This window comes from Rhizobium bangladeshense (assembly GCF_001662075.1).
GTDB classification, from domain to species: Bacteria; Pseudomonadota; Alphaproteobacteria; order Rhizobiales; family Rhizobiaceae; genus Rhizobium; species Rhizobium bangladeshense_B.
This window is the reverse complement of record NZ_LYPL01000006.1, coordinates 147,694-168,459: the sequence shown is the minus strand read 5'-3', so window position 1 is coordinate 168,459 and position 20,766 is coordinate 147,694. Positions and strand designations below refer to the sequence as shown.

Genomic DNA, 20,766 nt, shown 5'->3' with positions numbered 1-20,766 from the left:
CTCAGTGCGACCGGCTTGCCGGGCTCGGAATATCGGGGTGAATTTCCGCGGCCATCAGACCCTTTTCGCCATCGCCGAAGCGGACGAGAACCACCTGACCGGGGCGCAGCTCCGTCAGGCCGAAACGGCGAAGCGTCTCCATATGCACGAAGATGTCTTCCGTGCCCTCGCCGCGCGTCAGGAAGCCGAAGCCCTTGGTGCGGTTGAACCACTTGACGAGTGCACGCTCGAGACCGCTGGTGGCGGTGACTTGCACATGGGTGCGGACCGGCGGCAGCTGCGAAGGATGAACCGCGGTCGACTGATCCATCGAAAGGATCTTGAAAGCCTGGTAGCCGCGCTCGCGGCGCTGGATGAGGGCAACGATGCGCGTTCCCTCCAGGATCGTCTGGTAACCGTCGCGGCGCAGGCAGGTCACGTGCAGGAGAACATCCTGCATGCCATTGTCCGGAACAATGAAGCCGAAGCCCTTGGCGACGTCGAACCACTTGACGACCCCGGTGATTTCAACAAGATCGACCGTCTCTGACGACAGCTCGTCAAGATCGGCATATTCGTTCGATGAAATCCTATCAGCCATAGTCGCCAGCCCCTCGAATACGCGTCACACTGTTACGGTTAACTGATTCTTGAAATCAAGATTAACATCTTGGTAACGGATAAGCGCAAGTCCTAGTTTTCGGTTATTCCCAGCTGCACATTTTATCATGTTGACTTGCCCGAAGCTGACCACGGCTTGCCGATAAGGGCCAGCCCCAATAAAGGAGTAGATAGAATGCGTTATCTTCATACGATGGTTCGAGTCAGAGACCTGGACGCTTCGCTCGCCTTTTATACCACGCTGTTCGGACTGGAGGAGATTCGCCGCCACGAAAACGAAAAGGGCCGTTTCACCCTGGTTTTCCTGGCTGCCCGCGACGATCTCGAGCGTGCCCGCAGCGAAAAAGCGCCCTGCCTCGAACTTACCTACAACTGGGATACCGAGGATTACAGCGGCGGACGCAACTTCGGCCACCTCGCCTATGAAGTCGACGACATCTATGCAATCTGCCAGAAGCTGATGGACAACGGCATCACCATCAACCGGCCGCCGCGCGACGGCAACATGGCCTTCGTGCGCTCGCCCGACGGCATCTCGATCGAAATCCTGCAGAAGGGAAGCCCGCTTCCAGCCGCCGAACCCTGGGCTTCCATGGGCAATACCGGCGCCTGGTAAGGGTTTTCGCCGCAAGGCTTTTGCGAAGCTTGCGGCTTTTGCGATTTCGGATCCGGCCGGCGCCTTGGCGCTTGCCGCGACCCGGCCCCGCAGGCAATCTCCAGCTGACTCGACGCGGAAAATGGCGGTTTTCGGCCGTTCTCCGCTTCAACTGGAGACCGGTTGCTTGCGTAACAATGAGATGCGGATGCCCGTAACGGGCGCTTTGCTGATCGCCACCTCGATGCTGGCGCTGTCCGGCTGCGCGTCGGACAAGAAGACGCTCGATTCAGCCGCCGCGGTTCCGGTCGTTCCGGCAACGGCCGCCGCAGCGCCCCAGCTTACCGCGACAGCACCGGCGAAGTCAGCGCCGCGCTCGGCCTACACCGACCCGCGCCTCGTCAATGTCTCCGGCGCCCAGGGCGTGGCGGCGGATCCGAATGCCACGGTTCCGCCGGCCGATCCGGCAATGGCAGCGCCTGCCAATATCGGCGGGCTGGTCATGCAGTCGACACGGATCAACGCGCAGGCGATGAGCATCTTTTCGGATCACCAGCCGCTGCCGCAAAACAACAGCACTTCCACCATCATCCAGCCGCAAGCCTATGCGCCAACGCAGGGCGTGTCACCGACAAGAAGCAGCGTCTACAGCCAGCCTGCCGTGCCCGCACAGCCGGCGACGCCGGTGCTGCCGCAGCAATCCTCGGAGAACTCCGGCACGCAGCCTCTGCCCGTTCAAACCGCCTCGCTGGCGACAGGCGGTATTCCGGCAGCGACGACGAACGCGCTCTACGCCGCGCCGAAGCAGAACCTGCTCGGCAGCCTTTCCGGCCTCCTCCACAAGGCCGCCCTGCCCGGCATGACGCGTGTCGCGCCGAACGGGCTCCATGTCCAGAACGAGCATGTCGAGGTCGGCTGTTTCAAGCCCGACCTCTTGAAAGTGATCAAGACGGTCGAAAACCATTTCGGCCGGCCCGTCATCGTCACCTCAGGCTATCGCGACGAAGAACATAACCGCCTGGTTGGCGGCGCTGATGAATCGATGCACAAGAGCTGCGAGGCCGCCGACATCCAGATCGACGGCGTGTCGAAATGGGATATCGCCGCCTATATCCGCTCCTTGCCGGATCGCGGCGGCGTCGGCACCTATTGCCACACGGATTCCGTCCATCTCGACACCGGCAAGAGCCGCGACTGGAACTGGGGCTGCGGCGGCAAACGCGCGCCTATGACGACCGCCAAGGCGCTCTGATATCGACGGCATGGAATGGCATCACGTTACGTCAGCCTGGATCGCCGCGCTTCCGGCAAGCCATACAAGCCGTTGATTCGGCAGCGGTAATCTCTCATGCTTGAGCCGCGAAAATATCTGTCATTTTTTTGAAAAAAATCGAATTTGCCGCTTGCGGCTTTTGAAGGTGCTGACTATAAGGGCGCCACCACGAAGGAAGCGCCCTTCGTCTATCGGTTAGGACACCAGATTTTCATTCTGGGAAGAGGGGTTCGACTCCCCTAGGGCGTGCCATTCTCCTCCACATTGAAGCCAACGCATCCGCTTGCAGAAGCCGGCATGCGCTCCTATTTTAGCAAAGCTGGCCTGCGCCCTTCGTCTATCGGTTAGGACGACAGATTCTCATTCTGTAAAGAGGGGTTCGACTCCCCTAGGGCGTACCACATTTGGGCTATAGCTTGCCTTTGACGGAGGCGCGCCGAAGCAAATCTGATCATCGAGGAGGCGACCGCTCGCGGCTGTCATGGCGGCAACAGCTCCCTTGAGACGTTGCGCAGAGCCCTGGTAAAGGGTCGGGCGTGCCGCCCGAATGATCCGCCGGGCTTGGATTCTCCCGTCCGCCATACCGTTCGTCACGTTTTTCCACAGCAGCAAAAAAATCGGCGAAAACGATGATTTTTTCGCGCCTTGGCGCTTGCGGCTTTTGAAGGTGCTGACTATAAGGGCGCCACCACGAAGGAAGCGCCCTTCGTCTATCGGTTAGGACACCAGATTTTCATTCTGGGAAGAGGGGTTCGACTCCCCTAGGGCGTGCCACTTTCCTCCCTTCGAATTCCTCATTATACGCCCTTTTGTGCGGCCTTCTATATTGCCGGCGCGGCATCGCAGACGCGCAGCTGGATGCGGCGGGCGCCCTGATAATGCTCGGCGCCGAGCGTACCCGCCACATGCAGGCTGGCACCGCGTGAATTGACGAGAAGATTGCCGAGCGCCGTGTCGGCGGCGCGGAAGGCGATTCCATCGAGCCGCGATCCGTCCATTGCCTCCAGCGTCACCTTCACATGTTTCTCACCGACCAGGCGCGCGTCGCGCACGCGGTGCGCCGGCACGGCAAAGAGCGGCTGGGCGTGGCCAGAGCCATAGGGGCCGGCGGCCTCCAGGCGGTCGATGAGTTCGAGCGTGGCGCCGCTGGCGCCGATCGCCCCGTCGATCTTGAGCGTCTCGTTGGCGACGAGGTTCGCTACCGTCCTTGCCGCCTTTTCGGTGAAGAAGGTTCTGAGCCTTCCGAGATCGGCGCGCTCGACGGTCAGGCCCGCGGCCATTGCGTGACCGCCGCCCTTGACGAGCAGCCCCTCGTCGACCGCCGCCCGCACCATTTTGCCCATGTCGAAGCCGTTGATGGAGCGGCCCGAGCCGGTGCCGCGGCCGGAGGGATCGAAGGCGATCGCGAAGGCCGGCCGTTTGAACTTTTCCTTCAGCCGCGCCGCGATCAGCCCGACGATGCCGGGATGCCATTTCTCGTGGGCTGTGACGATGACGGAGGCGCCTTCGCCGTCGCCGTACTCGGCCAGCGCCTCGGCTTCCGCCTCCTGCAGCATTATGGCCTCCATTGCTTGGCGCTCGCGGTTGAGCTCGTCGAGGCGTTGAGCGATCATTTCAGCCTCGCCGGCATCGTCGAGCGTCAACAGGCGGCTTCCGAGTGCGGCATCGCCGATTCGCCCGCCGGCATTGATGCGCGGTCCGATCAGGAAACCGAAATGATAGGGCGTCACCGGGCCGGCGAGCCCGGCCTTGCGGAAGAGTGCGGCAAGCCCGGCATTGCTCTGGTGGCGGGCGGCGACCAGCCCCTTCACCACATAGGCGCGGTTGAGCCCCTTCAGCGGCACGACATCGCAGACGGTCGCAAGCGCGACGATATCCAGCCATTGCAACAGGTCGGGGGCAAGGATGCGCTTGTTGCCGGTCGCGCGCAGCAGCCTCAGCGTCGCGACCAGCACCATGAAGACGACGCCGGCCGCGCACAGATGCCCCTGCCCCGAGAGATCGTCTTCGCGGTTCGGGTTGACCAGCGCATGGCAAGGCGGCAGCTCATGTGTCACTTGGTGGTGATCGATAACGACGACATCGATATTACGCGCGGCGGCAGCCGCAAGTGCTTCGTGACTGGTGGAGCCGCAATCGACGGTGACGATCAGCTGGGCGCCATTGTCGATCAACTGGTTGATCGCCGCCGGATTGGGGCCGTAGCCTTCAAAGATCCGGTCGGGAATGTAGATGTTCGCCTTGACGCCGAAATGGCTGAGAAAGCGAAACATCAGCGCCGACGAGGCCGCGCCGTCGACATCGTAGTCGCCGAAAATCGCTACGCTCTCGCCGCGCTCGATCGCGCGCATGAGGCGGGTCGCCGCCTTCTCGCAGTCGGTCAGCGTGTGGGGATCGGGCATCAGGCTGCGGATCGTCGGATCGAGAAACTCGATCGCCTCGTCCACCGGCACGCCGCGTCCGGCGAGAACGCGAGCGATCAGATCCGGCAGCCCGTGAACCTGCGACATGGCGAGCGCCCGATTCTGGCCGGCCTGGTCGAGCCGCGCAACCCATCGATTGTCGAGCGCGGATTTCTCCACGCCGAGAAACGCGCGCTGTACCGGATCGACGAGATCTGCCATGCCAAACTCCGCTGATGTCATCTGTTCTTTTTACAGGAGCAGCGGAGATAACATAGCGATGGACTTGCAGACACGGATTTTTACCAGAAGATCGCCCAGACGATCATGGCGATACCACCGATTTGCACCAGCAGGAACGAAAAGAGCGTCAGCAGAATGGCCCAGTTGCGGCCTTCGGTGTTTTCTTCGCCGTCAACGTCATCGGGAATCTCCGCGCGAATGTCGCGATGGCCCGGCTCGAGAATCTCCTCAGGCACATCAGGACGGTTTGGCGGCCCCTCGCTCGGGCAGCCATACCCCTTCCCGGCATGGCTGTCCTTGCTCATGAAATTCTCCACGCCGACGACTCACCATCTATGGTTTTATTTATATCAATATTTGCGCATTTGTTAATATAGACTTCCGTGCGGGCGGTTACACGATCAACAGAAAAACCGCCCTGCCATCGTGAACTGCCGCAAAGGTTGATGTCCAACTTTCGCGGGTAGTTCAGGAAGACAGGGCGGCTCATGTTCCCGGGCGGGAAAGGATCAAGCTTCTTCTTTCGGTCGCTCGATGCGGATGACCTGCGGCTCGCCGAAGAGATAACCTTCCGACTTGATCGAGGCTACCGCCTTGCGCACCGACTCCTCCATCGTTGCATGGGTAACCAGTATGATCGTTTGGTGATGCGACGGCGCCAGATGCTGCTTGGAGCGCTGGACGATCGATTCGAGCGAGATGTGGTTTTCGGCCATGCGGGTTGCGACGCTTGCAAAGACGCCGGTGCGGTCGAGCACGGTCAGGCGGATGAAATAGCCGCCCTCATGGCTCTGCATCTGCGCCTTGCGATAGGGCTCCAGCGCCTTTGCGGGATGGCCGAGCACCGGCACGCGCTGGGCGCCCGGCTTGCTCTTGGCGATATCGGCGATGTCGCCGAGCACTGACGAGGCCGTCGCATTGCCGCCTGCGCCGGGACCGACCATCAGCAACTCGCCAAGCACATCGGATTCGATCGCCACGGCATTGGTGACGCCGTCGACCTGGGCAATGACCGAATCGACCGGCACCATGGTCGGGTGAACGCGCTGCTCGATGCCGGTATCGGTGCGCTGGGCGACGCCCAAGAGCTTGATGCGATAACCGAGTTCGGCGGCGGCGTGGATATCCTCGATCGAGATGTTGGTGATGCCTTCGAGATAGATGTCGTCGGCCGCGATGCGGTTGCCGAAGGCCAGCGTCGTCAGGATGGCAAGCTTGTGGGCGGTATCGTTGCCTTCGATATCGAAGGCGGGATCGGCCTCGGCATAACCAAGCCGCTGCGCTTCCTTGAGGCATTCGGCGAAGGAAAGCCCCTCCTTCTCCATCTTGGTCAGGATGTAATTGCAGGTGCCGTTCATGATGCCGTAGATGCGCGAAACGGCATTGCCCGTCAGCGATTCGCGCAGCGCCTTGATGACGGGGATACCGCCGGCGACCGCCGCTTCGAAATTCAGGAGCGAGCCCTTCTCTTCCGCGATCGTCGCAAGCTCGACGCCGTGATAGGCAAGCAGCGCCTTGTTGGCTGTCACCACGTGGAGACCACGCTGCAGTGCCGTGCGAACGGAGACGTTGGCCGCTCCCTCGGCGCCTCCGATCAGCTCGACGAAGACGTCGATGTCGCCGTTCTCGGCAAGCTCTTCTGGCCGGTCGAACCAGGTGACGGCTGAGAGATCGACGCCGCGGTCCCTCGTTTTGTCCCGCGCGGAGACCGCCGTGATGATGATCGGACGCCCGCAGGTGACGGCAAGCTCGTTGCTCTTCTGCTGAATGATGCGAACAAGCGAGGCGCCAACGGTGCCCAAGCCCGCAATGCCGATTTTGAGGGCATCTGCCATGGATCGATCCTGAAATGTCTGTGTGGCGGCAGCCGCGGGAAAGCGGCTGCCGAGAGTTGAGATTAACGGTGTGCGTTCAGCGAAATGACGTTATGCATCGTCTCATCCGCCGTCGACATGAACTTTTTGATGTTGCGCGCAGCCTGGCGGATCCGGTGTTCGTTCTCGACAAGCGCCAGACGGACGTAGTCGTCGCCCATTTCGCCGAAGCCGATGCCCGGGGCAACGGCGACGTCGGCCTTCTCGACCAAGAGCTTGGAGAATTCCAGCGAACCGAGATGACGGAACTTTTCCGGGATCTTCGCCCAGGCGAACATGGTGGCAGCCGGCGGCGGTACGTCGAAGCCGGCCTTGCCGAAGCTTTCGACCATGACGTCACGGCGACGCTTATAGACGTTGCGGACTTCGGCAATGTCGGAGCCGTCACCGTTCAGAGCGTGGGTCGCCGCGACCTGGATCGGCGTGAAGGCGCCGTAGTCGAGATAGGATTTAACGCGGGTGAGCGCCGCGATCAGCCGCTCGTTGCCGACGGCAAAGCCCATGCGCCAGCCGGGCATGGAGAAGGTCTTCGACATCGATGTGAACTCGACGGTCACATCCATCGCGCCCGGCACTTCGAGAACCGACGGCGGCGGGGCGCCGTCGAAGTAGATCTCCGAATAGGCAAGGTCGGAGAGCACGATGATGTCGTGCTTCTTGGCGAAAGCGATGACGTCCTTATAAAAATCGAGCGTCGCGACGAGAGCGGTCGGGTTCGAGGGGTAGTTGAGGATCAGCGCGAGGGGCTTCGGAATCGAATGCCGGACGGCGCGCTCGAGCGGCGGGAAAAAGCTCTCATCCGGCTCAACCGACATCGAACGGATCACCCCACCGGCCATCAGGAAGCCGAAGGCGTGGATCGGATAGGTCGGGTTCGGGCAGAGGATGACGTCGCCAGGCGCGGTGATCGCCTGCGCCATATTGGCGAAGCCTTCCTTGGAGCCCAAGGTAGCGACCACCTGCGTATCCGGGTTAAGCTTAACGCCGAAACGGCGGGCATAATAGGCGGCTTGGGCGCGGCGCAGGCCCGGAATGCCCTTGGAGGAGGAATAACGGTGAGTGCGCGGGTCCTGCACGACCTCGCACAGCTTGTCGACGATCGCCTGGGGGGTAGGAAGGTCAGGGTTTCCCATGCCGAGATCGATGATATCGGCGCCGCCCGCTCGCGCGCTTGCTTTCAAACGGTTGACCTGTTCGAAAACATAAGGCGGCAAACGCCGGACTTTGTGAAACTCTTCCATTTCATTCCCCATGGAAAGGCGGCATTTCGGCCGCGGTCGAAGTTCGTTCCGTCTCCCGGCGGCTGCGACACGAACTTCAGAATCGCAGCGCCGTATTCATCAGACCCAAGCCGCGCGGCAAATCTTTGACGAAAAGGCCGCGCAAAGCGCATTATCAGGAAAATTGCATCTTCCGTTCCTTGCCGAAGGCTTTGCGTCCAAATTGCCTGAAAGGCAAGGTCTATTTGGAGATTTCGGAGAGCGTCTGCTCGCCGTGCTCGGCGGCAAGGCGGCGCATTTCGGCGGCCTTGGCCCGATATTCGGCTTCCGAGATCGTGCCGGCCTTGCGTCGGGCGGCAAGCGCGGTCAGCTGATGTTGCAGTTCGGCCGCCTGCTCGTCGCTCATCTGGACATTGGCGGCCGTCAGCGGCGCGCCGAAATTCGGATAGCCGTCCGGCGACTTCGCAAGGCCGCCTTCGACCGCCTCGCCCTTGGTGGCCGGCATGACGACGGCGGTCGGCGCCGCTCGCTTGGCAGCGGCCGCAGCCTTCTCTTCCGCCGTCAGATTGCATCCGGCAAGGGCCATCGCCGCCGCGGCGCAAATCAATGCGGTGCGGTTGAAGGTTGCGATGCGCCGGATGCCGTTGTTCGTCATGCCTCAAATCCAGTTCTGACTGCTTCGACTGTTAAATTTGTCGCAGCCACAAAGCAATAGCACGAGCCGATGCGGGTGGAACTTGTTTTCTCGTTCGGTCACGATGTACAACGAAGAGATAAAAAGGATGCTGCCGCCGGAGGAAATGGTGACCGACAGCAAGCAGGAGAGTGGCAGCCAGAAGAATGGCGGCAAGGCCAGTTTCGACGCAACCGATCTCGATCCCTATGTGCTGAAGGATCCCGAGACCATGGCTATGAATTTCGCCCGGGCGCTCGAAAATCTCGGGCAAGCCGCTTCGGCCTGGCTTGCGCCGCGCGAACGCGGCGAGATCACCGAAACCGCCATCGATCCGATGGCCGACATGGTCAAGACTCTGTCGAAAGTCAGCGAATATTGGATTTCCGATCCCCGCCGCACCTTCGAGGCGCAGACACAGCTGATGTCTTCGTTCTTCGGCATCTGGATGCGCTCGATGCAGCGCATGCAAAGCATGAGCGGACTGCAGGGTGAGCCCCTGCCGCCCGAGCCCGACACCCGCAAGGACAAGCGCTTCTCCGACGAGGACTGGGAGAAGAATCCGTTCTTCGATTTTCTCCGCCAGGTCTATTTCGTCACCACCGACTGGGTGGAGAAACTGGTGTCGGAGACCGACGGCCTTGACGAGCACACCAAGCACAAGGCCGGCTTCTACGTGAAGCAGATCACGGCAGCGCTTTCGCCGAGCAACTTCATCCCCACCAATCCGCAGCTCTATCGCGAGACGATCGCCAGCAACGGCGAAAACCTGGTGCGCGGCATGAAGATGCTCGCCGAGGATATTGCCGCCGGCCACGGCGAGCTTCGCCTTCGCCAGACCGACATGACGAAATTCGCCGTCGGCCGCGACATGGCGCTGACGCCGGGCAAGGTGATCGCCCAGAACGACATCTGCCAGATCATCCAGTACGAGGCGTCGACCGAGACGGTGCTGAAGCGGCCGCTGCTGATCTGCCCGCCCTGGATCAACAAATTCTACATTCTCGACCTCAATCCGCAGAAATCCTTCATCAAATGGTGCGTCGACCAAGGTCAGACCGTCTTCGTGATTTCCTGGGTCAACCCGGATGCGCGCCACGCCGAAAAGGATTGGGCGGCCTATGCCCGCGAAGGCATCGATTTCGCGCTCGAGACAATCGAGAAGGCGACCGGCGAGAAGGAGGTCAATGCCGTCGGCTACTGCGTCGGCGGCACGCTGCTGGCGGCAACGCTGGCGCTGCACGCCAAGGAAAAGAACAAACGCATCAAGACCGCCACGCTCTTCACCACCCAGGTCGACTTCACCCATGCCGGCGACCTGAAGGTCTTCGTCGACGAGGAGCAGCTTGCCGCGCTCGAAGAGCATATGAAGTCGGCCGGCTATCTCGACGGCTCGAAGATGTCGATGGCCTTCAACATGCTGCGCGCTTCCGAGCTGATCTGGCCTTATTTCGTCAACAGCTACCTCAAGGGTCAGGATCCCCTACCCTTCGACCTGTTGTTCTGGAACGCCGATTCGACCCGCATGGCGGCGGCAAATCATGCCTTCTATCTGCGCAACTGCTATCTCCGCAATGCGCTGACTCAGAACGAAATGATCCTCGACGGCAAACTCGTGTCGCTGAAGGACGTGAAGATCCCGATCTATAATCTCGCCACCCGCGAGGACCACATCGCGCCTGCCAAATCCGTCTTCCTCGGCAGCCGGTTCTTCGGCGGCAAGGTGGAATTCGTCGTCACCGGTTCGGGACATATCGCCGGCGTCGTCAACCCGCCCGACAAGAAGAAATATCAATTCTGGACGGGCGGCCCGGCCAAGGGCGAGTACGAGACCTGGCTCGAGCAGGCCACCGAGACGCCGGGATCGTGGTGGCCGCATTGGCGGGCCTGGATCGAGACGCATGACGGCAGACGCGTTGCGGCGCGCAAACCCGGCGGCGATGCGCTGAATGCGATCGAGGAAGCGCCGGGAAGTTACGTGATGGAACGCGTCTGAGAAGACTCCCCGCATCTCTTTTTGAGACGTCGTGAGAAAGAGCAATCCCGCGTAAACAACTTAGAAACCATAATTCGTCATTCTTGCGAAACAGTCGGATGTCGCGAATGGTCCAAATTCGGCCCATTTGCGCCATTACCGGCCCCGGCGAAGTGTAGTCAGTCAGTGCCGCCGGCCTGCGTAGCGAGTTTTGAAAGACGAGTTTAGTATGGCGTTTGCGGTCGGGGCGTTTAATGGCGCCACCTCTCTTGGTGGATCTGCTTTTCGTTTGCGCAGATCTGGCGGCTTTCTTTACGGCGTCGTTGGCGCTGGACTTCTGGCCTCAACATGGCTGATCGCGACCTTCGCGACAATGCACTCGATCGGCGCACCCGTTTCTCCGTCCGAGAGCTTCACGTATGTCGCGTCGGCGCCGAAGCTGAAGCCGGCGACGTCGCGAGAGCGACTGATTCATGTCGGCAAAGCCGATCGGCTTAGCGCCTTCAATGCCAAGCCGGTCGTTGCCCTGACGGCTCATCTCATCCAATCGCATGCGCAAAAGACCAATGCTGCCGCAGCGGCATCGCTTGCGCTTGCAAAGAATCGCCCGGTCTCCCCTGCCGAACCGCCGGTCTCCGTTGCAGCAGCAGCGCCCTCCGACACCGCGAAATTCGTCAAGGACGACAGCATCACGCCACCGATCGAGCTTGCCCGGGCCGATACTGAAGAGAATGAGGGCGACCGCATCATCATTCCTTCCAAGGAAACCGTCGCAGCCGTTGAACTTCCTGCCCTGCTCGCCCTTGCCGATGCCGGGCCCCAGCAGATTGCGCCAGCCCCGGCCGAGCCGGCTGCACCCGCCCTCAAGACCGCGTCGCTGCCGCAGGAAAAGCCTGCGCCGGTGGAAATTTCCAAGGCCGAAGAACAGCAGCCCTTCGATCTCGTACTGGCGCCGGATGCCGGTTTCGTGCCGCTGCCGATGGCGCGTCCTGACGGCCTGATCGGCAAACCGGCCCCGGGCTCCAAGGAGGCGCAGCGTTCCGCCGCGTCCGTCCTTGCCTATGCCAAGCCGAACGCTCTGATCGAGGACGATCAGGACGACGCAGTGCGGCGTTACGACAAACCGATCTTCTCGCCGAAGCTGCGCGCAGGCGTCGCCATCTACGATATCGAAAACAGCACCGTCTATCTACCGAACGGCGAACGACTGGAGGCCCATTCCGGCCTTGGCAAGATGCGCGACAATCCGCGTTACGCAAACAAGAAGATGCGCGGACCGACGCCGCCGCACACCTATGTCCTCACCATGCGCGAGGCCCTGTTCCACGGCGTCGAGGCATTGCGGCTGACGCCGGTCGAGGGCTCGGACGCAATCTACGACCGGGTCGGCCTGCTTGCCCACACCTACATGCTCGGCAAGAACGGCGATTCCAACGGCTGCGTCTCCTTCAAGGACTACAAGCGCTTCCTGGCTGCTTACAAGCGCGGTGAGATCAAGCAGCTCGTGGTCGTGCCGCGGCTGAACAACAAGCCGGCTTCGACGCTTGCCTCGCTGTTTTCATCACGCAGCTGATCGATAAGAGAACAAGCAGCTTTGCTGTCGCGGCTACTTCAACCAGGCAGCAATTCGCTCCACCGCCTCGGCGATCTCCGTCTGCGAGCCTGCATAAGACAAACGCAGGGTTCGGTGCCCCTCCAGCGGATCGAAGTCTAGGCCGGGCGTTGCGGCGACATTGATTTCGGCGAGCATGCGCTTGGTAAAACCCATGCTGTCATTGGTGAACCGCGAGACGTCGATGTAGGCGTAGAAGGCGCCGTCCATCGGTGAAGCCGGTGCGAGGCCGATCTTCGGCAGGCGGTCGAGCAGCAGGTCGCGGTTGGCGGCATAACTTGCTTTGACTTTATCAAGTTCTTCGGCTGCGCCGAGGGCGGCCGTGGCGGCGATCTGGGAGAGTTCGGGCGGGGAGATATAGAGGCTCTGCGCCACCCGCTCGATCGGCCGCACCAGGCGTTCGGGCAGCACCATCCAGCCGATTCGCCAGCCGGTCATACAATAATATTTGGAAAAGGAGTTGATGACGATCGCCTCGTCGGTCAGTTCCAGCACGCTCGCCTCCTCGCCGGCAAAAGTCAGCCCGTGGTAGATTTCATCGGAAATGAAGGCGATGGAATGGGCCGCGCAGTAATCCGAAAGCTCCTTCAGCCCCTCGCGGCCGGTCACCGTGCCGGTCGGGTTGGCGGGACTTGCGAGCAGCACGCCCTTCAGTCTCACGCCGCTTTCCTTCTGCACCGCCTCGAGGCTCTCGGGGGTGAGCGTGAAGTGGGTCTCGGCCGTTACCGGCACCTCAACGACCTTCAGACCCAGCGCGCCGAGGATGTTGCGATAGGCTGGATAACCCGGTCTAGCGATCGCCACCGCATCGCCGGCATCGAAGAGGGAGAGAAAGGCGAGATTGAAGCCGGCCGAGGAACCTGTGGTGACGGCGATGCGCGCCGGATCGATGTCCAGGCCGTGGCGATCCCGGTAGTGCCAGGCAAGTGCCGATTTCAGTCGCGCCGTTCCCAGCGCGTCGGTGTAACCGATCCGGCCTTCGGCAAGCGCTTCGCGGGCTGCTTGGAGGGCCGCCTGGGGGGCCGGATGCGAGGGTTGACCGACCGCCATCGAGATGACGGGATGTCCGCCGGCGCGCCGCTTCGTCGCCTCCGCCAGGACGTCCATGGCATGAAAAGGCTCGACTTCACTGCGTTTGGATATGGAAAACAAGGTCGTTTCTCGCTCGGATTCTTCGATGACGGCCCGACAATTGCCGCATTAATCGGCTCATCACAATCCCGCGAGCGTTACGCGGGGATGAAAAATTCCTGTTTGAGCAGAACCGAACGGCCTCTACCTTGACGCGACGCATTCAAGTCCATTAACCCGGCGACGGTCTCCTCGATAGGAGACCACCCATCGCCGTCGACGAGGATATCATGGCCTTCTTCCCGAAAACCTTCACCGCACTGGCGCTCGCCGCATCGATCGCCCTTCCGTTTCCGGCCGCAGCGCTCGACGACCAGCAGAAGAAGGAATTCGGCGAATTCATCAAGCAATATCTGATCGAGAATCCCGAGATCATGCTCGATGTCCAGGAGGCGCTGCAGAAGAAGCAGGAAGCGCAGCGGCTGGTGAAAGCCAATATGGCGATCGAAGAAAACACTGCCGCGATATTCGATTCGAAGAACGACGTCACGCTCGGCAATCCGAAGGGCGATATCACCATCGTCGAATTCTTCGATTATAATTGCAGTTACTGCCGTCATGCGCTTTCCGACATGCAGGCGATGCTGAAGAAGGACAAGAACGTTCGATTCGTCCTCAAGGAATTTCCGATCCTCGGGCCGGATTCGGTCGCCGCCCACAAGGTGGCGGACGCCTTCCGCAAGCTGGCGCCTGAAAAATACGCCGATTTCCATGTCGCCCTGCTCAGCAGCGAGGGCCGCGCCTCGGACGAAAGCGCGATCGCGGTTGCCGCCACGCTCGGCGTCAGCGAAGACAAGATCCGCGCCGAGATGGCGAAGAACCCGAATGACGGCATCGTCCAGGCGACCTACCAGCTCGCCTCCAGCCTCGGCATCAGCGGCACGCCGTCCTACGTAATCGGCAATGAACTGGTGCCGGGCGCCGTCGGGCTCGACGATCTCGAAGCCAAGGTCAAGAATATGCGCAGCTGCGGCAAGACCGCCTGCTGAGCAAGACGGCCGTCCCATCAAATCGCCAAAATCGAAGCGTTTCAGCCATGTGGACAAATGTGGCGCGATTCCTGTCGGCCAATCCGTAAGGGCTTTCATTCAGCCTTCGCGGAGTCTATAGGTTGCCGTCGTGCATTTTACGGAACATTCGATGACGCAAACGATTTTTGTCCTGAACGGCCCCAACCTGAACATGCTGGGTAAAAGAGAACCCGGCATTTATGGCGGCAAGACGTTGAAGGACATTGAGGCGGACTGCAAGGCCGCCGGCCGCGAACTCGGCTTCGATATCGATTTCCGCCAGAGCAATCACGAAGGTACGCTTGTGGATTGGTTTCACGAGGCCGACGAAAATGCCGTCGGCGTCGCCATCAATGCAGGCGCCTACACACACACCTCGGTCGCGCTGCATGATGCGATCCGCGCTATTTCCATTCCCGTCGTCGAACTCCACATATCAAACGTCCATGCACGGGAAGAATTCCGCCACAAATCGATGATCGCGCCGGCATGCAAGGGCGTGATCTGCGGTTTCGGGCCTCACAGCTACATCCTGGCGCTGCATGCGCTGAAGAACATCACGGCATAAGAAGAAGACAGGGCAACACCATGGCTGAAAAGAAATCGGGTATCGATCAGGCACTGATCCGCGATCTCGCCAACATTCTCAACGAGACGGATCTGACGGAGATCGAGGTCGAGCAGGATGACTTGCGCATCCGCGTTTCGCGCAACGGCGCGACACAATATGTGCAGGCGCCGATCTCAGCACCGGCCTTTGCTGCGCCCGCTGCCGCCGCACCGGCAGCGGCAGGCGCCGCTCCGGCCGCTGCACCCACCCGCAATCCGGCCAATGTCGTCAACGCACCGATGGTCGGCACTGTCTATATGGCGCCGGCTCCGGGCGCACGTCCGTTCATCGAGATCGGCGCCACTGTCAAGGAAGGCCAGACGCTCATCATCATCGAAGCGATGAAGACGATGAACCAGATCCCCTCGCCGAAATCGGGCAAGGTGACCGAGATCCTCGTCGATGACGGACATCCCGTCGAATACGGCCAAGCCCTCGTCGTCATCGAATAGGCCGATGCCCATGATTTCGAAAATCCTCATCGCCAATCGCGGGGAAATCGCCCTTCGCGTGCTCCGGGCCTGCAAGGAGCTCGGCATTGCCTGCGTCGTGGTGCATTCCACCGCCGACGCCGATGCCATGCATGTGCGCCTTGCCGACGAAAGCGTCTGCATCGGTCCGCCCTCCTCGCGCGAGAGCTATCTCAATATCCACCAGATCGTCGCCGCCTGCGAGATCACCGGCGCCGACGCCGTGCATCCGGGCTACGGCTTTCTCTCCGAGAACGCCAAGTTCGCCGACATTCTCGAAGCCCACGGCATCACCTTCATCGGGCCGACGGCGGATCATATCCGCATCATGGGCGACAAGATCACCGCCAAGACGACGGCGCTGGAACTCGGCATCCCTGTCGTTCCGGGCTCGGACGGCGAAGTGAAGACCGAAGAGGATGCGCTGCGGACGGCCGCCGAAATCGGCTATCCCGTGCTGATCAAGGCAACCGCCGGCGGCGGCGGGCGCGGCATGAAGGTCGCCAGGAGCGAGGCCGATCTGATCGAGGCCTGGTCAACGGCGCGCACGGAAGCGGCAGCCGCTTTCGGCAACGATGCCGTCTACATGGAAAAATATCTCGGTAAGCCGCGCCACATCGAGATCCAGGTATTCGGCGACGGCGAAGGCAACGCCATCCATCTCGGCGAGCGCGACTGCTCGCTGCAGCGCCGCCACCAGAAGGTCTGGGAAGAGGCGAATTCGCCGGCGCTCAATGTCGAGCAGCGGATGAAGATCGGCCAGATCTGCGCCGACGCCATGAAGAAGCTGAAATATCGCGGCGCCGGCACGATCGAATTCCTCTATGAGAACGGCGAGTTCTACTTCATCGAAATGAATACCCGCCTGCAGGTGGAACATCCGATTACCGAAGCGATCACCGGTATCGACCTCGTGCACGAGCAGATCCGTGTCGCTTCCGGCGGCGGCTTGTCGGTGACGCAGGACGAAGTGCATTTTTCCGGGCACGCCATCGAATGCCGCATCAATGCCGAGGATGCGCGCACCTTCGTGCCCTCGCCCGGCACGATCACGCATTTCCATGCGCCGGGCGGCCTTGGCGTGCGCATCGATTCCGGCGCCTATCAGGGCTACAAGATCCCGCCCTATTACGACAGCCTGATCGGCAAGCTGATCGTGCACGGCCGCACCCGCGTCGAGTGCATGATGCGGTTGCGCCGCGCGCTCGATGAATTCGTCGTGGACGGCATCAAGACGACGCTGCCGCTGTTCCAGGAACTCGTCTCCAATCAGGATATCGCCAACGGCGACTATGATATCCACTGGCTGGAACACCACCTCGCCAACACACCGGCGGCATAGGACAGGAATGGCAGGATCGCGCAGGAAGTCACCAGGCATCACCCCTGACATTCTCCTGCGCGCCTATTCCATCGGGCTCTTCCCAATGGCCGAATCCGCAGACGACCCGGAGATCTTCTGGGTCGAGCCGGAACTGCGCGGCGTGTTGCCGCTCGATCGTTTCCATGTATCGAAGAGCCTCGCCAAGACGGTGCGCCGACATCCCTTCGAGATCCGTTTCGACCACGCCTTCGAGCAGGTGATTGCGGCTTGCGCCGAGGAGACATCGGGGCGCCCGAGCACCTGGATCAACCAGACAATCCGATCGCTCTATTCGACGCTCTTTGACTTGGGCCACGCCCACACCGTTGAAGCCTGGCACGGCGACGAACTGGTCGGTGGTCTCTACGGAGTCTCGCTCGGTTCGGCCTTCTTCGGCGAAAGCATGTTTTCACGCCGCACGAACGCTTCGAAGATTTGCCTCGTGCATCTGGTCGACCGGCTCAGGAACAGGGGCTTTACCCTGCTCGATACCCAGTTCACCACCGAGCATCTGAAGACGTTCGGAGCGATCGACGTTCCGAAGGCCGATTATGCCGCGCTGCTTGCCGCCGCGATGGAATCGCCACACCTGAAGTTTTAGACGCGATCGATTCATCCCTGCGTTGATTTTCCGGCCGATGTTAGTAGCTTCCGGAAAACACAATGGGGGATAGAATTTTGAGACGATTTTTGCGGCGGCGATGCTTATCGCCTTACTTGCAACTCAGGCCGAGGCACGTCCCTATCAAGAGATGTTTCCTGGCAGGACCGATTTTTCCGAGGCGGAAAAACCGTTACTGGAAAAGCTCGATTTTCAGCAGGGTGTGGTCAAGCTGCCCGAAGCGAAGGCGACGCTGAACGTGCCCGCCGACTTCTACTATCTCAGCCCGGCCGACACGAGACGGTGCTTGTCGATATCTGGGGAAACCCGCCGGCGGCGGCTGATGGAACGCTGGGAATGATCTTCCCGGCGAAATACGCGCCGACCGACCCGCAATCCTGGGGATCGATCGTGGAATACAGCGCGGACGGTTATGTCTCAGACAGCGATGCCGCCACGACGAATTACGATGAACTGCTGCAGACATCAAGGATGCGATCAGCGAACGGAATCCTGAGCGCGAAAAGCAAGGCTTCCCGAAGATCACCCTTGTCGGCTGGGCTTCGGCGCCGCGCTATGACAAGCCGGCGAATGCAATGCACTGGGCGCGAGATCTGGTTTTCGGCAACGACACGCAAGCTGAGCACACGCTGAATTATTCGGTGCGTGTGTTCGGGCGCGAAGGTGTCTTGGAATTCGACTTCGTTGCCGGACTCAGACAGCTGAAGGAGATCGAGGCGGTCATTCCGACGGTCACGCCGCTCGTGCAGTTCGACAAGGGAATGACCTATGGCGACTATGTCGACGGCGACAAGGTCGCGGCCTACGGCATGGCAGGAATGATCGCCGCAGGCGCTGGCGCCAAGATTGCCGCAAAGGTGGGACTGCTGGCCCTTGCCCTTGCCTTCTTCAAAAAGGCCGGCATCCTTGTCGTCGTCTTGGCCGGCGCTGCGCTTCGCTTTGCCAGGATCCTTTTCAAGAGGAACAAAACACCGACCGCGTAGGGGCGCGATACGCCCATCAAAGCGGCGGCGTCTCTTGCGCGTCTCAACGAGAGGCGCGCGGATGCTGCGACACGTGTTAACGGGCAGTCGCCTTGGTGCCGTCAGGAGCCGGGACGTCCGAGCTCGTCTTGCAGTCCTTCAACCAGACGTCGTAGATCGGGTGCTCGACGGCGTTGAGGCCGGGGCTGGCGGCAAACATCCAGCCGGTGAAGATGCGGCGGATCTTGCGGTCGAGGGTGATCTCGTCGACCTCGACGAAACCGTCGATCTTCTGCGCTTCGGCCTGATCGCGCGAATAGCAAACCTTCGGCGTCACCTGCAACGCACCGAACTGCACCGTCTCGTTGACATAGACGTCGAAGGTGGTGATGCGGCCGGTGATCTTGTCGAGGCCGGAGAAGACGGCAACGGGATTTTCGATCCGTGCGGCATTTGCCGCAACTGGCGGAAGCAGAGCCGAGAGCGCCAGCAGCGATCCGGCGGCACGCAGGACCATGTTCCGCGTGAAGAGCTTCATGTACCCGTCTCCAGATAATTTTTGAGTTTCATCCGCGGTCAAGCGCGGCCAACCTGCGGGTAAAGGTCAATTGTGGCCAAAAGCCGGGCTTGGGGGTCGCCCGGTCAGCCGTCTCAGTTGCCGGGCGTCCAGGCATCGTAATCGCCGGTGACGCGCGGACGCTCGCCGGGAACCGCGAGAGAGCCCGGCGGGCGGTAAGCCTGGGGCGATCCGGTGAGGTTGGGGCGGTGCGACTTCTGCCATTCCTTGGCGACGTAGTTTTCCTTGGACGGAGGGACATCGGTGCGATGGTGCATCCAGCCGTGCCAGCCCGGCGGAATGGCGGAGGCTTCGGCGTAACCCTTGTAGATCACCCAGCGCTTCGGCAGACCATAGGAGGACATGCCGCCTTCATAATAGACGTTGCCGAATTCATCCTCGCCGACGCGCTTGCCGAAACGCCAGGTCGCAAAACGCGTGCCCATCGTCTGACTGTTCCACCAGGTGAAGGTCTGAACCAGAAGATTCCACATGTCTTTTCCTTGTGCCCGCCAGTGCGGACCAAACCAGAATTCGTTTTCTCGCTTATGCCGTCGCCAAGCCGAATTGTCCAGCGATTCCACGAGAGCCAAGGGTCATTTCAAGGCCATCTTGAAGCCCAGATGCGAAGGTTTGAAGCCAAGCCTTTCATAGAAACGATGGGCGTCTTTGCGTATCGCATTCGAGGTCAATTGCACAAGGCGCACACCGCGGCCTTTTGCCTCGGCGATGGCGAATTCGATCATCCGGGCGCCGATCCCCTGCCCGCGCATATCGGAGCGCGTCTGCACCGCCTCGATGATCATCGCCGAGGAGCCGCGGCCGGTCAGCGTCGTCGTCAGCATTGTCTGGAACGTGCCGACGACCTCGCCGCCGCGCTCGGCGACATAAAGCGTCTGGTCGGGCGAAGCGTCGATGGCTGTGAAAGCCCTGACATAATCGGCAAAGGCCTCAGGATCCGTCGTATCGCCGTGACCGCCGAGCGCATCGGCGGCAAAGATTACCACGAGGGCCGGCAGATCGTCCTTCCGCGCCTGACGAGAATATCAGCCACGCCGACCTGCCATGGCTCAGTGCCCCTCGAGCGGTTTTTCGAAGATCAGCGCCGGAATACCGGATTGCCCGGGCCCGCTATACTCATTGCGGCCGACCTCGGTAAAGCCGTGCGCCTGGTAGAAGGCGATCGCCGCCGCATTCTGCGGCTCGACTTCGAGACGCATGATTTCGGCAGCGGGAAAGCAGGTTTCGAGCTCGGCGAAGATATCGCGGCCGATGCCCTGGCGCTGCAGCGCCGGGCTGACATAGAGGAGGTGCAGCATGACCGTTTTCGTCAACGCTTGCGACATCGCCGCATAACCCACGCCGCCGATCTTGCGGCCGTCGTCGGCGACGAGAAATTCGGCGTCCTTGCGCGCCAGGCGCGCCTTCAGGGCCGACGGCGTGAAGAGATGGGCGATCAGCTCATCGACCTTGGTCTTGCCATGCAGGTCGTCATAGGTGGCGTGAAAGCTCTCCACCAGCAAGGCGCGGACCTTCTCCAGGTCGCCCTCGCCGGCGGTGCGGACGAAATACACC

The 20,766-nt window shown here is 61.2% G+C and carries 21 protein-coding genes, 3 tRNA genes and 1 pseudogene; 14 read left to right on the top strand and 11 right to left on the bottom strand.

The annotated features are described in order from the left end of the window. Position 1 precedes the first annotated feature (1 nt). Positions 2 to 580, bottom strand: coding sequence for a cold-shock protein (locus tag A7X77_RS14350; protein WP_064683558.1), 579 nt, complete (start codon positions 578 to 580; stop codon positions 2 to 4). Between the two features lie 195 nt (positions 581 to 775). Between A7X77_RS14350 and gloA the strand changes: the two genes are divergently transcribed. From gloA to A7X77_RS14325, 5 genes are all read left to right on the top strand, one after another. Next, complete coding sequence (gene gloA / locus A7X77_RS14345) at positions 776 to 1,216, top strand: lactoylglutathione lyase (protein WP_064683557.1); 441 nt, start codon at positions 776 to 778, stop codon at positions 1,214 to 1,216. Between the two features lie 166 nt (positions 1,217 to 1,382). Further along, the gene (locus A7X77_RS14340; protein ID WP_064683741.1) at positions 1,383 to 2,447 is read left to right on the top strand and encodes a D-Ala-D-Ala carboxypeptidase family metallohydrolase; all 1,065 of its coding nucleotides are present in this window, start codon (positions 1,383 to 1,385) and stop codon (positions 2,445 to 2,447) included. A 198-nt stretch (positions 2,448 to 2,645) separates the two neighbouring features. Next, positions 2,646 to 2,720: transfer RNA gene (locus A7X77_RS14335), tRNA-Glu, on the top strand. 74 nt (positions 2,721 to 2,794) lie between these two features. Next, positions 2,795 to 2,869: transfer RNA gene (locus tag A7X77_RS14330), tRNA-Glu, on the top strand. 298 nt (positions 2,870 to 3,167) lie between these two features. Then, positions 3,168 to 3,242, top strand: a tRNA-Glu gene (locus A7X77_RS14325). 47 nt (positions 3,243 to 3,289) lie between these two features. On the opposite strand, the gene recJ is transcribed toward A7X77_RS14325, so the two are convergent. The 5 genes from recJ to A7X77_RS14300 all read right to left on the bottom strand — a co-directional run bounded on the left by recJ (position 3,290) and on the right by A7X77_RS14300 (position 8,862). After that, positions 3,290 to 5,092 (bottom strand): single-stranded-DNA-specific exonuclease RecJ, encoded by a 1,803-nt coding sequence (gene recJ / locus A7X77_RS14320; protein WP_064683556.1) that lies wholly within the window; start codon positions 5,090 to 5,092, stop codon positions 3,290 to 3,292. Between the two features lie 80 nt (positions 5,093 to 5,172). Continuing rightward, positions 5,173 to 5,418, bottom strand: coding sequence for a hypothetical protein (locus A7X77_RS14315; RefSeq protein ID WP_064683555.1), 246 nt, complete (start codon positions 5,416 to 5,418; stop codon positions 5,173 to 5,175). A 204-nt stretch (positions 5,419 to 5,622) separates the two neighbouring features. Further along, positions 5,623 to 6,948: a homoserine dehydrogenase gene (locus A7X77_RS14310; protein WP_064683554.1), complete on the bottom strand. Its 1,326-nt coding sequence runs from the start codon at positions 6,946 to 6,948 to the stop codon at positions 5,623 to 5,625. Between the two features lie 62 nt (positions 6,949 to 7,010). Then, positions 7,011 to 8,228 (bottom strand): LL-diaminopimelate aminotransferase, encoded by a 1,218-nt coding sequence (locus A7X77_RS14305; RefSeq protein WP_064683553.1) that lies wholly within the window; start codon positions 8,226 to 8,228, stop codon positions 7,011 to 7,013. 220 nt (positions 8,229 to 8,448) lie between these two features. Further along, the gene (locus A7X77_RS14300) at positions 8,449 to 8,862 is read right to left on the bottom strand and encodes a hypothetical protein (RefSeq protein WP_064683552.1); all 414 of its coding nucleotides are present in this window, start codon (positions 8,860 to 8,862) and stop codon (positions 8,449 to 8,451) included. A 148-nt stretch (positions 8,863 to 9,010) separates the two neighbouring features. Between A7X77_RS14300 and A7X77_RS14295 the strand changes: the two genes are divergently transcribed. Next, entirely contained in the window at positions 9,011 to 10,876 is a 1,866-nt protein-coding gene (locus A7X77_RS14295; RefSeq protein ID WP_432431340.1) for a PHA/PHB synthase family protein, read from the top strand. A gap of 208 nt (positions 10,877 to 11,084) precedes the next feature. Next, positions 11,085 to 12,428, top strand: coding sequence for a DUF2778 domain-containing protein (locus A7X77_RS14290; protein ID WP_064683550.1), 1,344 nt, complete (start codon positions 11,085 to 11,087; stop codon positions 12,426 to 12,428). A 33-nt stretch (positions 12,429 to 12,461) separates the two neighbouring features. On the opposite strand, the gene A7X77_RS14285 is transcribed toward A7X77_RS14290, so the two are convergent. Then, on the bottom strand, positions 12,462 to 13,619 hold the full coding sequence (locus A7X77_RS14285; protein ID WP_064683549.1) for a pyridoxal phosphate-dependent aminotransferase: 1,158 nt from the start codon (positions 13,617 to 13,619) through the stop codon (positions 12,462 to 12,464). Here A7X77_RS14285 and A7X77_RS33510 point away from each other — a divergent pair. The 7 genes and pseudogenes from A7X77_RS33510 to A7X77_RS14255 all read left to right on the top strand — a co-directional run bounded on the left by A7X77_RS33510 (position 13,578) and on the right by A7X77_RS14255 (position 18,656). Further along, complete coding sequence (locus A7X77_RS33510; RefSeq protein WP_197486842.1) at positions 13,578 to 13,751, top strand: hypothetical protein; 174 nt, start codon at positions 13,578 to 13,580, stop codon at positions 13,749 to 13,751. The genes A7X77_RS14285 and A7X77_RS33510 overlap by 42 nt on opposite strands. A 77-nt stretch (positions 13,752 to 13,828) precedes the next feature. Continuing rightward, positions 13,829 to 14,587 (top strand): DsbA family protein, encoded by a 759-nt coding sequence (locus A7X77_RS14280; RefSeq protein WP_064683548.1) that lies wholly within the window; start codon positions 13,829 to 13,831, stop codon positions 14,585 to 14,587. Between the two features lie 151 nt (positions 14,588 to 14,738). Beyond that, the gene (gene aroQ / locus A7X77_RS14275; protein WP_064683547.1) at positions 14,739 to 15,176 is read left to right on the top strand and encodes a type II 3-dehydroquinate dehydratase; all 438 of its coding nucleotides are present in this window, start codon (positions 14,739 to 14,741) and stop codon (positions 15,174 to 15,176) included. A gap of 20 nt (positions 15,177 to 15,196) precedes the next feature. After that, positions 15,197 to 15,670, top strand: a complete 474-nt coding sequence (gene accB, locus A7X77_RS14270) for an acetyl-CoA carboxylase biotin carboxyl carrier protein (protein ID WP_064683546.1) — start codon at positions 15,197 to 15,199, stop codon at positions 15,668 to 15,670. 4 nt (positions 15,671 to 15,674) lie between these two features. Further along, a complete protein-coding gene (gene accC / locus A7X77_RS14265; protein WP_179363877.1) occupies positions 15,675 to 17,030 on the top strand; it encodes an acetyl-CoA carboxylase biotin carboxylase subunit in 1,356 nt (451 codons plus the stop codon). A gap of 7 nt (positions 17,031 to 17,037) precedes the next feature. Further along, the gene (gene aat / locus A7X77_RS14260) at positions 17,038 to 17,652 is read left to right on the top strand and encodes a leucyl/phenylalanyl-tRNA--protein transferase (RefSeq protein ID WP_064683545.1); all 615 of its coding nucleotides are present in this window, start codon (positions 17,038 to 17,040) and stop codon (positions 17,650 to 17,652) included. A gap of 62 nt (positions 17,653 to 17,714) precedes the next feature. Next, positions 17,715 to 18,656, top strand: a pseudogene (locus A7X77_RS14255) (DUF2167 domain-containing protein). Between the two features lie 76 nt (positions 18,657 to 18,732). Here the strand turns inward: A7X77_RS14255 and A7X77_RS14250 are convergent. The 4 genes from A7X77_RS14250 to A7X77_RS14235 all read right to left on the bottom strand — a co-directional run bounded on the left by A7X77_RS14250 (position 18,733) and on the right by A7X77_RS14235 (position 20,765). After that, the gene (locus A7X77_RS14250; RefSeq protein ID WP_064683544.1) at positions 18,733 to 19,173 is read right to left on the bottom strand and encodes a DUF2155 domain-containing protein; all 441 of its coding nucleotides are present in this window, start codon (positions 19,171 to 19,173) and stop codon (positions 18,733 to 18,735) included. A 113-nt stretch (positions 19,174 to 19,286) separates the two neighbouring features. Beyond that, positions 19,287 to 19,685, bottom strand: a complete 399-nt coding sequence (locus A7X77_RS14245) for an NADH:ubiquinone oxidoreductase subunit NDUFA12 (protein ID WP_064683543.1) — start codon at positions 19,683 to 19,685, stop codon at positions 19,287 to 19,289. 102 nt (positions 19,686 to 19,787) lie between these two features. Next, entirely contained in the window at positions 19,788 to 20,198 is a 411-nt protein-coding gene (locus tag A7X77_RS14240) for a GNAT family N-acetyltransferase (RefSeq protein WP_245293753.1), read from the bottom strand. A 63-nt stretch (positions 20,199 to 20,261) separates the two neighbouring features. Then, on the bottom strand, positions 20,262 to 20,765 hold the full coding sequence (locus A7X77_RS14235; RefSeq protein WP_064683541.1) for a GNAT family N-acetyltransferase: 504 nt from the start codon (positions 20,763 to 20,765) through the stop codon (positions 20,262 to 20,264). Position 20,766: the final 1 nt, after the last annotated feature.

Excerpts from the sequence above, each read along its gene's own strand:
- A7X77_RS14290 (WP_064683550.1), top strand. The coding sequence starts at position 11,085 with ATGGCGTTTGCGGTCGGGGCGTTTAATGGCGCCACCTCTCTTGGTGGA.
- accB (WP_064683546.1), top strand. The coding sequence starts at position 15,197 with ATGGCTGAAAAGAAATCGGGTATCGATCAGGCACTGATCCGCGATCTC.
- A7X77_RS14350 (WP_064683558.1), bottom strand. The coding sequence starts at position 580 with ATGGCTGATAGGATTTCATCGAACGAATATGCCGATCTTGACGAGCTG.
- recJ (WP_064683556.1), bottom strand. The coding sequence starts at position 5,092 with ATGGCAGATCTCGTCGATCCGGTACAGCGCGCGTTTCTCGGCGTGGAG.
- A7X77_RS14280 (WP_064683548.1), top strand. The coding sequence starts at position 13,829 with ATGGCCTTCTTCCCGAAAACCTTCACCGCACTGGCGCTCGCCGCATCG.
- A7X77_RS14250 (WP_064683544.1), bottom strand. The coding sequence starts at position 19,173 with ATGAAGCTCTTCACGCGGAACATGGTCCTGCGTGCCGCCGGATCGCTG.
- A7X77_RS14245 (WP_064683543.1), bottom strand. The coding sequence starts at position 19,685 with ATGTGGAATCTTCTGGTTCAGACCTTCACCTGGTGGAACAGTCAGACG.
- A7X77_RS14305 (WP_064683553.1), bottom strand. The coding sequence starts at position 8,228 with ATGGAAGAGTTTCACAAAGTCCGGCGTTTGCCGCCTTATGTTTTCGAA.
- A7X77_RS14300 (WP_064683552.1), bottom strand. The coding sequence starts at position 8,862 with ATGACGAACAACGGCATCCGGCGCATCGCAACCTTCAACCGCACCGCA.
- A7X77_RS33510 (WP_197486842.1), top strand. The coding sequence starts at position 13,578 with ATGAAAAGGCTCGACTTCACTGCGTTTGGATATGGAAAACAAGGTCGT.
- aroQ (WP_064683547.1), top strand. The coding sequence starts at position 14,739 with ATGACGCAAACGATTTTTGTCCTGAACGGCCCCAACCTGAACATGCTG.
- aat (WP_064683545.1), top strand. The coding sequence starts at position 17,038 with ATGGCAGGATCGCGCAGGAAGTCACCAGGCATCACCCCTGACATTCTC.
- gloA (WP_064683557.1), top strand. The coding sequence starts at position 776 with ATGCGTTATCTTCATACGATGGTTCGAGTCAGAGACCTGGACGCTTCG.
- accC (WP_179363877.1), top strand. The coding sequence starts at position 15,675 with ATGCCCATGATTTCGAAAATCCTCATCGCCAATCGCGGGGAAATCGCC.
- A7X77_RS14315 (WP_064683555.1), bottom strand. The coding sequence starts at position 5,418 with ATGAGCAAGGACAGCCATGCCGGGAAGGGGTATGGCTGCCCGAGCGAG.
- A7X77_RS14310 (WP_064683554.1), bottom strand. The coding sequence starts at position 6,948 with ATGGCAGATGCCCTCAAAATCGGCATTGCGGGCTTGGGCACCGTTGGC.